We start from the raw sequence: 15,164 nt of genomic DNA, 5'->3' as shown, positions 1-15,164 counted from the left end.
CCGTTTCCTATTCTTTCCGTTAATTACATCTGTCATAAGAGAGTGACTCATGGATCGTATAATTACTTCCTCACGCGACCGCACATCGCTACTCAGCACCCACAAGGTGCTGCGCAATACCTATTTCATGCTCAGCCTGACGCTGGCGTTTTCAGCGATCACCGCTACCGCCAGTACCGTGCTGATGCTGCCGTCTCCGGGCCTGATCCTGACACTGGTGGGGATGTACGGTCTGATGTTCCTGACCTACAAAACCGCTGATAAACCGGTCGGTATTCTTTCCGCGTTCGCCTTCACCGGCTTCCTGGGGTATATCCTGGGGCCGATCCTGAACGCGTATCTGTCTGCCGGTATGGGTGACGTGATTGGCATGGCGCTGGGCGGTACCGCGCTGGTGTTCTTCTGCTGCTCGGCCTACGTGCTGACCACGCGCAAGGATATGTCCTTCCTTGGCGGTATGCTGATGGCGGGTATCGTGGTGGTGCTGATTGGTATGGTGGCAAACATCTTCCTGCAGCTGCCTGCCCTGCACCTGGCGATTAGCGCGGTGTTTATCCTGCTGTCATCCGGCGCGATCCTGTATGAAACCAGCAACATTATTCACGGCGGTGAGACCAACTACATCCGCGCGACCGTGAGCCTGTATGTGTCGCTGTACAACATCTTCGTCAGCCTGCTGAGCATCCTGGGCTTCGCCAGCCGCGATTAAGCAGACCTGCTGAAACAAAAAGGAGAATGCCTCAGGCATTCTCCTTTTTTTATGCTCTAGTCACCTCGGCAAATATAGGTGGGATAGAGCCGGTCCTGTATCAGCCACACGGCGGGCGCAAGCTCGGAGATCGTCAGGTAATAGCGGGCTGTCGGCCTCGCAAAGCCTCCCCACTTTTCGTCCGGGGTATTGTCATTATGCCGACGCCAGGTTTTGGTGTAGCTCAACACGATAACGTTATCATCATCCCGTCGCGACCAGGTAAAATCCATATCCCTGTCAACGATCATGCCCCGGCCTTCAGCCATAGCTGCACCTTTGTACGTTGTTAAGCCGGTGCCGTCCCGATGAAAATAGAACTGGGCCACGGTATTGACCCGGACCTCATTCACTTTTCCCTCGTTACGCGTAAAGTTAAATTCCGTACTGCAGGCCAGCGCATCACGCTTATATATGCCCCCGGAATAAATAAAGAGCGCCAGCGCGCCGCCAGCAAGCGCCCCACCCGCAGCAAACAGAAGTCTCATTTTCATTTTTCTGCCCCGCTTTTATAGCGAATGGTTTTGCACAGGCTGGTTTTATTGACCGGGCATGCACCAATGAACACTTCATCCGCAACTGCAAGGTTAAAGCGGGCGCTGAAATAGTAGATATTGTACGCTTCGCGCGCGCACGCCACATTATTCGCCTCCAGCAGCCCCGCCAGTTTCGAGAGCACCAGCGGCCGGCCATGATCGTTAATAAGCCAGATGCTACAGCCCGCTATTTTCTGCGCGACGGGCTTTGGCGTCATCGGTATAGCGATCTTCTGCTGCTGGTTAAACAGCAAGCCTAACCCCAGTGCTGATGCTAACAATACCGCCGCCGCGGCGCCCCATTTAAGGGAAATACGCTGACGTTTTGCCTCTGACGGCACGACGGAAGAGTTCGGCTGTGCTTCAGCGGGTTGAACAATTTGCGCAGGCTGGCAAATCACATCGGCAACAAAACGGAATCCATACCGGGGTATCGTCACAATGAAATTATGATGTTCCCCAAGAGACTGGAAGCCTTTGCGTAATTCACTGACCGCTTTGTTGAGGTTATTTCCAGACGGCGTAAAGCCATACTCCTCCCAGACGCGCGTAATTAATTCCTCCCGACTCAGATCGTGCCCTTTATGACGAATAAACTCCTGTAAAAGGCGAACGGCTGGCGCCGAGAGCGTTAATACAGACTCCGGTTGACCAACAAGACTAATTGCATGTGCTTCAGGATCAAATAACAACGAATTATTGCATATAAAAAACATATTTCACTCTCAGCTATTACCGCAGGCTTTTTTATCCCTGTGACATCGGCAAGAAAATCGCTTCCTGAGCTGGTTCTTTTTTCATCAACAGGAATTTTCTTCCCATCCTGGGTAGCGGCATTTTCTTTTAACTATACAACTTTAAGCCCAGCAAATCAGGATAAATCACTGTATATCAGCGGTTAACTAATACAAATTTTCACAACCTGCTGTTCTGGTTAAAGTTTCCCTGCCCTGAAGCGATACGAAAGCAGACGGTGTCCTGGTGTTAAAAACCGCACAAGAACTCAGAGCAGGCAGGCTGAATGTGAAACAGAAACAAAAAGTGAATATGACAACCGCGTTTTATGTCGCCGCGCTGTCGCTGTCATTTTTCTCAGAAATGACAAGGGCCAATATGAGCGTCTATCCAATGGAACTTAACGTGGATAGCGCCGGCGCAGCGCAAATAAAAGTGGCATCGAAAACGGATGATATTCAGTTCATTCGGGTGAGGCAAAAGAAAATTCTTAACCCCGGAACGGCCCAGGAAAAAGAGATTGACGTTGCTTCGTGGAAAGAAGGCGGCGTCGTGGTGACGCCCGATAAATTTGCCCTGGCTGCAGGTGCAATGCGCGTGGTGCGCCTTGTTTCACTGACGCCGCCGGAAAAAGAGACCACCTGGCGAGTCTATTTTGAAGGGGTGAAACAGCCGGACAGCATTATTCCCGGCCAGCCCGAAAGCACGGCAGCGACGGCAAAGCTTGGGGTCAATGTTATCTGGGGGGCGCTGGTACATCTGGCACCTGCCACGGAGCGCGTTTCGCTGCATATCGATCCCGCACGGGGGACCGTCACCAACGCCGGCACCCTGCGCGTGCCGCTCAGGGAGATCGGTATTTGTCAGTCAGAGGACGTCTGTAAATGGATTAAAGAAGACGCCACGATTTATCCGGATACCGAGCGGAAATTAAAAACGCTTAATCAGGTAAACGGCAAGAAATACAAATTCCGCTACTTCAACTGGGTGAAAAAAACCGCTGAAGAAGCTGACTTACCCGTCGTGCAATAACACGACGTCACTGTAAAAACCCTTGTGGTTTGTTTAAAGAGCCAGGGTGCTCATTTGTAAAATATGGAGATATCAATGCGTAAATTTATTAAACCTCTGATGATCGTTGCCGCGATGACCACATCTGCCAGCGCGCTGGCGATCCAGAAAGATATTACCGTCAACGCCAGCGTTGATTCACAGCTGGATATGACCCAGGCCGATAACACGCCGCTGCCAGCCAGCATCGACATGCAGTATCTGCCGGGTCGGGGCCTGGAAAGCTACCGCCTGAACACCAAGGTATGGTCCAACTCCGCTACCAGTAACGTCAAAGTACGCCTCGTTAGCGCAGCTAAGCTCACCAACACGGATGGGGATCAGATTGTACCGATGACGGTTCTTCTGGGTGATAAAACCCTTTCCACCACCGATGCCGAATTTACCGGAACCGAACTGTTCCCGGGCAGCATTGAAAACGGTTCTGCGGTTCTGCCTCTGACCATTTCCCAGACCACCAAAGGCATTCTGAAAACCGGCCAGTACAGCGGCGTTGTAAGCCTGATGCTGACTCAGGCGACCACCACGGAAGGCGGTGCGTAACACCATAGCACCTAAGGAATAACGTCAGAGGGCGCCCGCCCTCTGACGTCAGGATGATGTCGAGGCTCGTTCATGGCGTTTCACAGAAATACTCTCCTTTTTGTTGCTTTATTACCCGCATCTGTCCACCTCGCCTGCGCTGAGATGGCCGTCCCGGCCGGATTCGAGGACCTGGCGAAAACGCAGCGCATGTGGACAGAGGTGAGCTTATACGGCGAGTCGCTTGGCCTTTTCGAAACCGATATCAATCTTGAAACGGTCAGTTTTGTCGCGCCTGAAACCGTGGTCGCGGCCATCAAACGTCAGTTTAACGACGATCCTGCCCTTATCGGCTCCGTTTCCGCAGCGTTGGCCGTTCCGCTTGCCCGTAACGGCAACCTGGCCTGCAGCAGCAACGGCTCCGCGACGGGGTGTGATTATCTCGAAACCCGCCGTGCGGCCATCATCTATGACGAAAACAATGCTCGCATAAACCTGTTTTTTGATAAGCGCTTTTTGCCAAAGCCCTCGGAGGAAAACCAGTGGTATCAGCCCACCCAGGACAGCGAAAACGCGTTGATTCATCAGCAAAATATCAATTTCGTTGCCGACAGGGATTATCAGTCTGCCACCGTTCAGGGCAACGGGGCGCTGGCGCTGACCCAGGACGGCTATCTTAACCTCGACTGGACCTGGCTGGGACAACGCTCGCGTCATCAGCAGCAGCAGGAAATGACCGTTAACAATGCCTGGTTCCGCCAGGATTTATGGCGTGAATATTATCTACAGATAGGCGAGATGGATACCCGCGACCTGTTCAGCAACGCCGGGGGGAATATTAACCTCAGCCAGCTGCCGCTGGGAAAAATTCGTGGCCTGCGCACGGGCTCGACCCGGGCATGGATCAACCCTATTCAGCAATCGAAGGGCACGCCCATTACGGTGCTGCTTTCGCACGATGCGCGTATCGACGCGCGCCGCGGCAAGGAGCTGCTGGCCAGCTTTTACCTCAATGCCGGGGCACAAACTCTGGATACCCGCGCGTTTCCGGATGGAAGCTATACCGTGACGCTGTCAGTTTACGAAAACAACCGACTGACGCGTACCGAGCAGGTTCCGTTTACCCGTACGGGCATTACGCCATTCGACCGCGTCGAGTGGTTTTTGCAGGCAGGGGAAACGGCTAATAACGATCGCAATGATGAACGCAGCCCGGTCGCACAGGCGGGTATACGCCTGCCCGTCACCCCGACGCTGGCGCTGACCAGCGGCGCAACCGTCATGAAAAGGCAGCACTTCCTGGAAAATGCCCTCGACTGGAGCCGCGGCTTTAACGCGGGCCCGATCGACGGGGTATTAAGCACACGCTTTAGCTACCTCTACGGCAGCAAGGGCCAACGCGGCAATATTCAGCAAATCAGCTATAACGACGGGTTTTCGCTGAGCTTCTACCGCAACGCGTTATCCGCAGAAAATTGTGATACCCGCAGCGCAGGTTTTGACGCCGTCAACGGCTGTTATCGTAGCCTCTCGATCATGTTCTCCATGCCTGTCGGCTCGTGGTACGCCAACCTGGGGTATTCGGATAACCGCAACGAAGGGCGCTACGTTACGCGCCGGGAACTGCCTGACCATGACGATCGTCACGATGCCGGCCTGCCGTGGGAGCCGGTGTATATGACCCGCTCCCGCACGCAGGCCTGGCAGGGCGGGCTGAGTAATACCTTTAGCGCGCGCGGTCTGAACATCAACAGCAGCATTAACCTGTTTATGCGCAACGACCACTCTCGCGACGGAAAAGACAAAGGCGGCTATCTGAGCATTAGCCTCTCACTGGCGCATAAGCGTCAGGGCGATGCGTCAGGCTATACCTCGCTTGGTGCAACCTGGCAGCACCAGCAGCATCAGAAAAACCAGCTGAGCTACAACGTGGCGCACAACTGGTATGCCGACGCGCGCGGCGAGAATGAATACGGGCTGAGCGCGTCGGGGATCAACAGCGATTCGCTCAATGCCTCGGCGTATACGCGCCAGGGTGGACGTTTTGGTAACGCCAGCCTGACGGTGAGCGACGCATGGGACCGCCAGGATGGGCGCCATACGTTAAGCAGCAGCGGCAACTACAGCTCCACCCTCGCCCTGTCGCGCTCAGGGCTGTGGCTTGGCCGCTGGGGCGATGGACGCCCGGCTTCTGCCGTTGCGGTAAACGTGGCTACGCCTGAGGATTCCCGGGATTCACGCGTCGCCGTCTCGCTGGATAACGGCGGCACCGCGGATATCCCGGCCAACAGCCGTGCCCTTTTTGCGGTGCCGGGTTATCAGCCAACAACACTGACGGTTAATGAGTCGCTGAACGTCTCATCAGGCGCAAGCAGTGAAATCACGCAGGGTTCCGGGAGCCGGACGCTCTTTATGGTGCCGGGCAAAATGCTTCGCCGGGACGTGCAAACCACCACCCGCTACACCTGGCTCGGCCAGCTCACTGACGAACATCATTCGCCGTTCGTGGGCGGCGTACCGCTGAACGTGAACGGCTGGAACGATCTCGGCAATGGCGGTTTCAGCGCCCAGAGCGACGCCCTGCTGCGCAACCTTTATCTGGTGCGTCAGCAGCAGTTTTATCAGTGTGAACTGAGCGTGAAAAGCATGCGCGACGTGGTGCGTTATGTCGGGTCTATCCCGTGTCGGGAACTCACTTTCTCCGCCCTGCCGGATTCGGTCCAGCACCAGGCGCAACTGATGCTCGCCGGGCGGAACGTGCCTACGGGGCCAACGGCCATGAATGCAGAGCACCTCACCAAAGGGAAATGATGTGAACAACTACCTCTTTATTTTACTTTTTTTGACGCTGTGGAGCTGTCAGACGCTGGCGGGCGTCCCTGCCGGAAGAAATTCCAGCGTAGGGATTAGCTACGATCGCGCGGTGCCGCCTGCGCGTTTTGATATCTGGGTCCATGAACCGAGCGGTTACGACACTATCGACCCGCAAAAGTGGGGACGCAACACCCTGACCTGCGAGTCCCGCACCGACCCGACGAACGGAGCGTGTATGACAGCGCCGGTCTGGTTTACCGCGAACCCGGCCGCCCCCTACGCCATTACGCTGCGTTTTACCCACACGTCGACAAATAAAACAGCAGATGTGAAGGTCTATGGGGAAAAACATATGTTTATCAACAACAAAGTTTTCACCTTTGCCAGCTTTGTCAGCGGCGGTACCGCCGATCTCTCGGCCTGGAACCGGGAACCCTATTTTGATTTTTACATCGTTAAAGGCGAACTGGATAAGCTCGCCCAGCCGGGCATCTGGACCGCAACGCTGAAGCAGAACCTGCGCGAATGGGGAAGCGCCGAGTGCGGGGGCAACTTTAACGATGTCAACGTCGGGTGTCCGGGCTACCTCACCATAGCCCGCTGGCAGGCGACGATACGCATTGAGGTGGTCGATCCGGGTAACCAGCAGATTTATCTGCCGGCGTTCCCCCACTCAACCCCGCTGGTTAACCTCAATCTGACCAATTTTCCGGGGCGGCCCGGCGGCAGCGAAATCCAGGGCGAGAGCGCGCTGGATATGTGCCTGTATGACGGTAAAAACAGCGCCAGCACGCGCGTCTATCTGCGCTTTGAGGATGACGGTTTAGCGACCACGGGCCGTACTGAGGGAGCGTTTTCCGTCAGACGACGCGGTGGAAGCCAGACCGAAGCACGGGATCGGCTCGATTATCAGGTTACGGTGATCAACCCGGTAACGGGCGCAGCAGAAACCGCGGCGAATGGCAAAACGCTGATCTGGCAGGGCACTAATGACCCGCAATATCTGCGTCAGGTTGTGCTGCCGGGTGGACGGGAGAGCGTACTTTGTGTCCCCGCCCCCATCATTCTGAAAACGCCCGCGTTTGCTGCCAGCAGTAAAAATGCCGGGGATTACACCGGCACCCTACGCGTTATCTATACGCCCAGTACCTTATAAAGAGGCCATCGTGAGTTACGCCATCCTCGACAACAATCGTTTTTATGCCGAAGGGTTGCGCTACGCCCTTCTGCGCCGTAACGCTCAGACGCAGGTTTCGAGCGGTACGGTAAAGTGGTGCCGTTCGCTGCTGGCCTGCGGCACCCTCGTTGTTCGCTGCCGCTTTTCCGTCGCGGGGACGCATCTGGCGCTGGTCGACATTCTTCTGGAGCTGGAAGCCAGGCGCTGGGAAGGAACGGTTTATCTGGTGTGCAATGAAAAAGGCTGGGCACTGGCTACCCATCTGCGAAAGCGGTTTGCCACGCTGACCTTATATATCATTGATGACCGGATTGCCGTTGCGGATGCGGCGTATCTGCTTGCCAGAGAGCCCCGCCGGGTGCGCACCCTGAATTGTTGCCTGACAGGCATGGAGTTCAACGTGCTCGACAGGCTGGTGAACGGACAATCGGTACGGCATGTCGCGCATATGACGCAGATGAGTGAAAAACAGGTGTCGACGTATAAATGCAACGCGCTGAAAAAGCTTAATGCCAACAATCTGCTCCAGCTTCTTCTGTAGGTCGAGGTTTCTCACGCCGCCCCTTATTTGCTAGACTAGGGGCGTTTTTTACTTTACCGACAGAGCACTATGTTCATTTTTGCAGGCCAGGAAATTGAGACCGATAGCGAAGGCTATCTGAAAGACACCACGCTATGGAGCGAGCCGCTGGCGGAGAAAATCGCCGAAAACGAAGGTATCGCCCTCTCCCCCGAACACTGGGAGGTGGTCCGTTTTGTGCGCGAGTTTTATCTCGAGTTCAACACCTCTCCGGCCATCCGCATGCTGGTCAAGGCGATGGCCAACAAATTTGGCGAAGAAAAAGGCAACAGCCGCTATCTGTATCGCCTGTTCCCGAAGGGCCCGGCAAAACAGGCCACCAAAATTGCCGGCCTTCCTAAACCGGTGAAGTGTATTTAATACCGAATACCGAAGTTCACATATTCCCTGCCGGGTTGATGCGGTTCCGTTAAGACCTTATCAACCCGGGCGCTGCGCGGCCCGCCTGCTTTCAGCCACGCCATCAGTTTTTCAACCTGCTCCGCGTCGCCGCAGGCGACCACCTCAACGCTGCCGTCGTCCATATTTCGCGCGTATCCCGTTAGCCCAAGCGTCATCGCTTCGCGCTGGGTGCTGTAGCGGAACCCGACGCCCTGAACAAGGCCGTGGACCCAGGCAATGGTGCAGACTTTTGACATTTTTCTTCTCCTTAACGTAGCGTTTTCGGTAAACAGCCATAGTGCTGCCGGAAACGGGCGGTGAAACGAGAGCTGGAAAGATACCCACATTGTAATGCGATTTCACCGATCGGTAAGCGAGTCGACTGTAACTGTGACAGCGCCACGGCCATTCTCACCTCCTCCACGATCTGCCGAAACGCTCAACGACATCCGCAGATGATTGCGCCTGGCTGAATGTGCTACTCTACGCGCCATTTCCCTGAAATCGACAGAACAGCAAATTATGAGTGTACGTTTAGTGTTAGCCAAAGGGCGCGAGAAGTCATTACTGCGCCGTCATCCCTGGGTCTTTTCCGGCGCGGTTGCCCGTATGGAAGGCAAAGCCAGCCTCGGTGAAACCATTGATATTGTTGACCATCAGGGGAAATGGTTAGCGCGAGGCGCTTACTCGCCAGCCTCCCAGATCCGCGCGCGCGTCTGGACCTTCGATAAAGACGAAACCATCGACATCGACTTCTTCGTCCGCCGCCTGCAGCAGGCGCAGCAGTGGCGCGAGTGGCTGGCAAAGCGCGACGGGCTGGACAGCTATCGCCTGATTGCCGGTGAGTCCGACGGCCTGCCGGGCGTAACCATCGATCGCTTCGGCAATTTCCTGGTGCTGCAGCTGCTGAGCGCCGGGGCGGAATACCAGCGTGCCGCGCTGATTAGCGCGCTGCAAACCCTGTTTCCGGAATGCGCTATTTACGACCGCAGCGACGTGGCGGTGCGCAAAAAAGAGGGCATGGAGCTGACGCAGGGCCCGGTCACGGGTGAACTGCCGCCTGCCCTGCTGCCGATTGAAGAGCACGGTATGAAGCTGCTGGTGGATATTCAGGGCGGGCACAAAACGGGTTACTACCTTGACCAGCGCGACAGCCGCCTGGCTACGCGTCAGTACGTTGCCGACAAACGCGTGCTGAACTGCTTCTCCTACACCGGCGGTTTTGCCGTTTCGGCGCTGATGGGCGGTTGTGCCCAGGTGGTCAGCGTGGATACCTCGCAGGAAGCGCTGGACGTGGCAAAACAGAACGTCGAGCTGAACAAACTGGACTTGAGCAAAGCCGAATTTATACGCGACGACGTCTTCAAGCTGCTGCGTAAATATCGCGATCAGGGCGAGAAGTTCGACGTCATCGTGATGGATCCGCCAAAGTTTGTGGAAAACAAAAGCCAGCTGATGGGCGCCTGCCGTGGGTATAAGGATATCAACATGCTGGCCATCCAGCTGCTGAACCCGGGCGGGGTTCTGCTCACCTTCTCCTGCTCCGGGCTGATGACCACCGATTTATTCCAAAAAATCATCGCCGATGCCGCAATAGATGCTGGTCGTGATGTACAATTTATAGAGCAGTTCCGTCAGGCAGCCGATCACCCCGTGATTGCTACCTACCCGGAAGGACTGTATCTGAAAGGGTTTGCCTGTCGCGTCATGTAACTTGAAAAGAGAAATATTGCCCGCACTTAATGTGTAAGTCGTATTTCCCGGGAGGTGACTATGATTGCCAGCAAATTCGGTATCGGCCAGCAGGTCCGCCACACTTTGCTTGGGTATTTGGGTGTGGTCGTGGATATCGACCCGGAGTATTCCCTTGATGAACCGTCAGCGGACGAACTGGCGGTGAACGCAGAGCTTCGCGCTGCACCCTGGTACCATGTGGTGATGGAAGGTGACGACGGACAACCCGTACATACCTACCTTGCCGAAGCGCAGCTGAGTAGCGAGCTGCAGGAAGAGCATCCGGAACAACCCACGATGGATGAACTTGCTCAGACTATCCGCAAACAGTTACAGGCTCCGCGCCTGCGGAACTAAGCGTGTAAAAAAAGCCCGATGAACGGGCTTTTTTTTATTACTTCGCCAGCCCCAGACGGGGGATATCGATCGCCGGACAGCGATCCATAACAACCTTCAATCCCGCATCCCGCGCCAGCACGGCAGCCTGCTCGTTAATCACGCCCAGCTGCATCCACAATGTTTTCGCCCCTACGGCAATCGCGTCCTGCGCCACTTCCCACGCCGCCTCGGAATTACGGAAGACATCGACCATATCAATTTTTTCCGGCACGTCAGCGAGGGTGGCATAACCCTGCTGGCCCAGTAAGGTTTTCCCCGCCACTTTTGGTGAGACGGGGATGACGTGATAGCCCTGATCGAGAAGGTATTTCATCACCCGATAGCTGGGACGGTCGGGTTTATCGCTCGCGCCCACCAGCGCAATGGTACGCGTGGATGTCAGAATCTCGGCAATATCGTTCTCTTTCATGGTTTTTCTCCTGGCTTTTTTAAAAGTGTACGCCAAAGCGCACATCTCAACCATCCATCCCATACAGATGTATGAGGGCAAAACGGCAAAATATGTCTATACGTTAGTAAACGTGATTATCGAAAGATTTAGATACATTAATGCGGCGACAGTATCTCTGACGGGAGCCTTCTATGAAAACCGGTTTTGCCACTGCTCTGATTGCGTTAGCGATGCCGGTTTGCGTTTTTGCCACCACGCTTCGGCTCTCTGGCGACATTGATCTCCTGGTTCTGGACGGGAAAAAGGTTTCCAGCTCGTTATTGCGCGGGGCTGACAGCATTGAGTTAGATAACGGGCCGCATCAGCTGGTGTTCCGGGTCGAAAAAGCGATCGGCCTGACTAACCATGAGCAGCGGATGTACATCTCTCCGCCGCTGATTGTCAGCTTTAATACCCGGCAAATCAGTCAGGTGAACATAACCCTGCCTCGCCTTGAAACGGAGAAGGAATCAGCGGCCTTCGACGCCTCGCCGCGCGTTGAGCTGCTGGACGGGAATGCAATGCCGATCCCGGTCAAGCTGGATATTCTGGCGTTAACCAGAGCCACAAAAAGCCCGGACTACGAGGCCGCAACGCAGGTCTATAACAAAGCCGGCAAACGCGCCTCCCTTCCGCAGTTTGCTACCATGATGGCGGACGACAGTACGCTGCTATCCGGCGTCTCGGAACTGGACGTCATTCCACCGCAGTCCCAGAGCCTGACGGAACAGCGCCTTAAATTCTGGTTCCAGCAGGCCGATCCCGACACGCGGGCCCGGTTTTTACAGTGGGCAAAGCAACAACCTTCATCTTAAGCCACATTTTTTACGCCTTTCTCTTGCAGCGTCAGACGGTTCCCGTCATCGTGTAGTCAGTTAACCTGATGGATATGATTATGGAACTGACAACACGCACGCTGCCTGAACGCAAACATATTGCGCTGGTGGCGCACGATCACTGTAAACAAATGCTGCTTAACTGGGTTCGCCGCCATCAGCCGCTGCTGGAAAAGCATGCCCTCTCAGCGACCGGCACTACCGGTAACCTGATCCAGCGCGAAACGGGTCTGGAGGTGAATGCGATGCTGAGCGGCCCGATGGGCGGCGATCAGCAGGTCGGGGCGCAGATTTCCGAAGGGAAAGTTGATGTGCTGATCTTCTTCTGGGATCCGCTGAATGCGGTTCCGCACGATCCGGATGTCAAAGCGCTGCTGCGTCTGGCAACGGTGTGGAATATTCCGGTGGCGACGAACCTGTCAACGGCGGATTTTATCATTGAATCACCGCAGTTTAACTCGCCGGTTGAGATCCTTATTCCGGACTATCAGCGCTATCTTTCCGAGAGACTGAAGTAGCTTTTTTTGCCGGGTGGCGGCTACGTCTACCCGGCCTGGAAATCTTGCCTGACGCCGTTATGGCTTCCGCGCCACCGGCACGTCAATACTCTTCAATATATCGACAAACACGGATGGCTCCTCTTTATTGAACAGCAGCCACACGCGGTGACGCGCGCGGGTGATGGCCACGTACAGCAAACGCCGTTCTTCGGCATCCGGGAAGTCTTCCGGCACCGGCAGCAGGGCCTCTTCCATGACCGACTCGCGGGCCGGAGCCGGGAATCCGTCGCTGCCCTCCTTCAGCCCCACCACAATCACATAATCGGCCTGCTGCCCTTTGCTGGCGTGAATGGTCATAAATTCAAGCTGCAGTTTCGGCCAGCGGGTAGCGGCTTTTTCCAGCGCAGCAGGCTTAAGGTGATGATAACGCGCCAGCACCAGGATACGTTCATCGGGTTTCGCATAGCCGCTGAGCTTGTCCAGCAGCGGCTCCAGCTGGTCATCCGCCAGCAGGGTGACCGCTTTTTTATCCCCTGCCCGCAGGCTGTTTAGCGGCTTGGCCAGCTGGTGCGGGTTCTGCTGGATAAAGCGGTTGGCGATCTCACCAATCCGTGAATTGAAGCGGTAGGTCGTGTCCAGATCGCTACGGTCGCCTTCGCCAAAATAGTGGTGGAAGGCGGTCGTCAGCGAGAGCTGCGCCCCGCTGAAACGGTAGATGGCCTGCCAGTCGTCCCCCACCGCGAACAGCGAGGTATGTTTATTTTGCGCCCGCAGCGCCGAGAGCAGTGCCGCACGCTGGGGTGAGATATCCTGGAACTCATCCACCAGAATATGCTTCCACGGGCTGACAAAGCGCCCCTTCTCCAGAATGACGATCGCCTGATGGATAAGACCGGAGAAATCAACGGCATTTTCCTCTTTCAGCGCGGTTTTCCAGGCTTTCAATAGCGGAGCCATCAGCTTGACCCGTTTTGAAAACAGATCGCGGATCGCCTCCGGCGCGCTTTCAATCATCTCTGCCTGCGAGCCGCCGTGCATCCGCATCAGGCTGACCCAGCGGTCAAGACGCGAGCCGAGCCGACGCGCCAGTTTTTCATCCTGCCAGAAGCTGCCCTCCGGCACCTCCCAGTTGAGTTCCTCTTCCAGCCATTGACGCCACCCTTTCGCCTGCGCCTTTTTCTCACTGCACTGCTGACGCCACGTTTTAATAAACAACGCCTGTCGCGCCTGCGCGTCGTTTTCCAGTTTACTGATGGCAGGCACTTTTTTACTGCCCTGCTGAATGATATGTAGCGCGAGGGCATGGAAGGTTCTGGCGGTAATATCCCGGGTGTGCAGCCGTTCCTGGATGCGTTCGTCCATCTCCTGTGCCGCCTTACGGCCAAAAGCCAGAAGCAGGATCTGATCGGCAACGGCCTCCCCGGTGGTGAGAAGCCAGCCCGCACGCGCCACCAGCACCGACGTTTTACCGCTTCCGGCCCCCGCCAGCACCAGCAGCGACTGCTCGCCGTTCACCACCGCGCGCGCCTGAGCAGGGTTGAGCGGTGAAGACTCCACCGTACTGAAAAAGTCGGCGTATTGGGTGAGCATGGCGTCCGTCCAGGCCTGGTTATGCGCCAGCCGGCTTTTATCCATATCGTTCAGCCAGGCCTGGCACTGACGCCAGGCATCGCGACAATTGTCGAACTCATCAAGACGCGTCACGGAGAGCGGCAGAGCCGAAAGTGCCTGTCGAATCTTTTGCTGCAGACCGGCGGTCTGCTGGCGCGTCAGCCACGTTTGCTGCGCGTTGCTTTGCGCGATATCGTCCAGCACCTGCTGCAGCACCTGAGCGGCAATCACGCTCATGTCGTGGCTCCACTGCTGCCAGAGCGCGTTCAGGTGATGGTGGAAACGCTGGGTTTCCGCCCACTCGGTACCGTGAAGGCGCACGACTTTGTCGTCAGGCAGAACGAACTCGAGCTCGCCCCACACCAGCCCGCGCTTGCAGTGAATAGCCAGAAGCTGATTAAACGGAATAAGGTATTCGTGGCGTTCTCCGGAGACTTTAACCCCGGCGTTGAGCAGAACAACTCTGTCATAGGGGTGTTGCGCCAGGCGTTTGCCTAAAGAAGTTGCTTTCAGTTCCATGTCCCGCCAAATCCACGAAGAGATAATTTACCTGACAGTTTAACTGCCAGTTTTAAGGTGCTCCAGCCTAAAAAAACGTTACAATCATTGGGCGTTAATTTTATCGAAAGGAAGTGAGGGTTTATGCGTACCGTTCTGAATGTGTTGAATTTTGTGCTGGGCGGTTTTGCCACCACCCTTTCCTGGCTTTTTGCCACGCTGGTGAGCATCGTCCTGATTTTCACGCTTCCCCTGACCCGTTCCTGCTGGGAAATCACGAAACTCTCGTTCATCCCCTACGGTAACGAAGCTATCCACGTTAACGAGCTGAACCCGGAGAGCAAAAGCGCCCTGATGAATACGGGGGGAACTTTGCTGAACATTCTGTGGTTGATTTTCTTCGGCTGGTGGCTGTGCATCATGCATATTTTTGCCGGTATTGCGCAGTGCATCTCAATAATTGGTATTCCGGTCGGGCTCGCGAACTTTAAGATCGCCGCCATCGCCCTTTGGCCCGTCGGGCGCAGGGTAGTTCCGGTCGAAGTGGCCCAGGCGGCGCGTGAAGCGAACGCACGTCGTCGTTTTCAGTAAA

The 15,164-nt window shown here is 55.7% G+C and carries 17 protein-coding genes and 1 pseudogene; 12 read left to right on the top strand and 6 right to left on the bottom strand.

What is annotated here, in order from left to right:
- Positions 1-49: 49 nt before the first annotated feature.
- Positions 50-709: an FtsH protease modulator YccA gene (gene yccA, locus INF77_RS03435; protein ID WP_013097244.1), complete on the top strand. Its 660-nt coding sequence runs from the start codon at positions 50-52 to the stop codon at positions 707-709.
- Positions 710-765: 56 nt separating this feature from the next.
- Here the strand turns inward: yccA and INF77_RS03430 are convergent, their stop codons facing one another.
- A complete protein-coding gene (locus INF77_RS03430) occupies positions 766-1,242 on the bottom strand; it encodes a hypothetical protein (protein WP_193532710.1) in 477 nt (158 codons plus the stop codon).
- Entirely contained in the window at positions 1,239-2,000 is a 762-nt protein-coding gene (locus tag INF77_RS03425) for a winged helix-turn-helix domain-containing protein (RefSeq protein ID WP_063154537.1), read from the bottom strand. Before INF77_RS03425 ends, INF77_RS03430 begins: the two co-directional genes overlap by 4 nt.
- Positions 2,001-2,307: 307 nt before the next feature.
- Here INF77_RS03425 and INF77_RS03420 point away from each other — a divergent pair, with 307 nt between their 5' ends.
- The 6 genes from INF77_RS03420 (at position 2,308) to tusE (ending at position 8,543) form a co-directional block, all read left to right on the top strand.
- The gene (locus INF77_RS03420; protein WP_048999178.1) at positions 2,308-3,051 is read left to right on the top strand and encodes a fimbrial protein; all 744 of its coding nucleotides are present in this window, start codon (positions 2,308-2,310) and stop codon (positions 3,049-3,051) included.
- Between the two features lie 75 nt (positions 3,052-3,126).
- Positions 3,127-3,633, top strand: a complete 507-nt coding sequence (locus tag INF77_RS03415; protein WP_028012615.1) for a CS1 type fimbrial major subunit — start codon at positions 3,127-3,129, stop codon at positions 3,631-3,633.
- A gap of 72 nt (positions 3,634-3,705) precedes the next feature.
- Positions 3,706-6,423, top strand: coding sequence for a TcfC E-set like domain-containing protein (locus tag INF77_RS03410; protein WP_193532709.1), 2,718 nt, complete (start codon positions 3,706-3,708; stop codon positions 6,421-6,423).
- A gap of 1 nt (position 6,424) precedes the next feature.
- A complete protein-coding gene (locus tag INF77_RS03405; protein WP_193532708.1) occupies positions 6,425-7,582 on the top strand; it encodes a CfaE/CblD family pilus tip adhesin in 1,158 nt (385 codons plus the stop codon).
- A gap of 10 nt (positions 7,583-7,592) precedes the next feature.
- Positions 7,593-8,144 carry a LuxR C-terminal-related transcriptional regulator gene (locus INF77_RS03400; protein ID WP_126817645.1) on the top strand — a complete coding sequence of 184 codons (552 nt, stop codon included), beginning with the start codon at positions 7,593-7,595 and terminating at the stop codon, positions 8,142-8,144.
- A gap of 69 nt (positions 8,145-8,213) precedes the next feature.
- Complete coding sequence (tusE, locus tag INF77_RS03395; RefSeq protein ID WP_028012611.1) at positions 8,214-8,543, top strand: sulfurtransferase TusE; 330 nt, start codon at positions 8,214-8,216, stop codon at positions 8,541-8,543.
- Here tusE and yccX read toward each other — a convergent pair.
- The gene (gene yccX / locus INF77_RS03390) at positions 8,540-8,821 is read right to left on the bottom strand and encodes an acylphosphatase (protein ID WP_048999181.1); all 282 of its coding nucleotides are present in this window, start codon (positions 8,819-8,821) and stop codon (positions 8,540-8,542) included. The two genes, tusE and yccX, sit on opposite strands and share 4 nt — an antisense overlap.
- A gap of 11 nt (positions 8,822-8,832) precedes the next feature.
- Positions 8,833-9,064 (bottom strand): annotated as a pseudogene (locus INF77_RS23430) (helix-turn-helix transcriptional regulator); the annotation flags it as partial.
- A gap of 22 nt (positions 9,065-9,086) precedes the next feature.
- Here INF77_RS23430 and rlmI point away from each other — a divergent pair.
- Together rlmI and hspQ are read left to right on the top strand one after the other, a co-directional pair.
- Positions 9,087-10,277, top strand: a complete 1,191-nt coding sequence (gene rlmI / locus INF77_RS03380; protein ID WP_045261702.1) for a 23S rRNA (cytosine(1962)-C(5))-methyltransferase RlmI — start codon at positions 9,087-9,089, stop codon at positions 10,275-10,277.
- 60 nt (positions 10,278-10,337) lie between these two features.
- On the top strand, positions 10,338-10,655 hold the full coding sequence (hspQ, locus tag INF77_RS03375) for a heat shock protein HspQ (protein ID WP_008499919.1): 318 nt from the start codon (positions 10,338-10,340) through the stop codon (positions 10,653-10,655).
- Between the two features lie 37 nt (positions 10,656-10,692).
- Here hspQ and INF77_RS03370 read toward each other — a convergent pair whose 3' ends face one another.
- Entirely contained in the window at positions 10,693-11,106 is a 414-nt protein-coding gene (locus tag INF77_RS03370) for a CoA-binding protein (RefSeq protein ID WP_028012609.1), read from the bottom strand.
- 173 nt (positions 11,107-11,279) lie between these two features.
- On the opposite strand from INF77_RS03370, the gene INF77_RS03365 reads away from it, so the two are divergent.
- Both INF77_RS03365 and mgsA read left to right on the top strand, forming a co-directional pair.
- A complete protein-coding gene (locus tag INF77_RS03365) occupies positions 11,280-11,942 on the top strand; it encodes a DUF2057 family protein (protein ID WP_193532707.1) in 663 nt (220 codons plus the stop codon).
- An 80-nt stretch (positions 11,943-12,022) separates the two neighbouring features.
- Entirely contained in the window at positions 12,023-12,481 is a 459-nt protein-coding gene (gene mgsA / locus INF77_RS03360; RefSeq protein ID WP_193532706.1) for a methylglyoxal synthase, read from the top strand.
- 57 nt (positions 12,482-12,538) lie between these two features.
- On the opposite strand, the gene helD is transcribed toward mgsA, so the two are convergent.
- Positions 12,539-14,593, bottom strand: coding sequence for a DNA helicase IV (gene helD, locus INF77_RS03355; protein WP_045261704.1), 2,055 nt, complete (start codon positions 14,591-14,593; stop codon positions 12,539-12,541).
- A gap of 123 nt (positions 14,594-14,716) precedes the next feature.
- On the opposite strand from helD, the gene INF77_RS03350 reads away from it, so the two are divergent.
- Positions 14,717-15,163, top strand: a complete 447-nt coding sequence (locus INF77_RS03350; protein WP_041910601.1) for a YccF domain-containing protein — start codon at positions 14,717-14,719, stop codon at positions 15,161-15,163.
- The last annotated feature ends 1 nt before the right edge of the window (position 15,164 follow it).

This window comes from Enterobacter cloacae complex sp. P1B (assembly GCF_014982345.1).
Taxonomy (GTDB): Bacteria; Pseudomonadota; Gammaproteobacteria; order Enterobacterales; family Enterobacteriaceae; genus Enterobacter; species Enterobacter bugandensis.
Note: the sequence above shows the minus strand (reverse complement) of the source record. Positions and strands in the feature narration are given on the sequence as shown.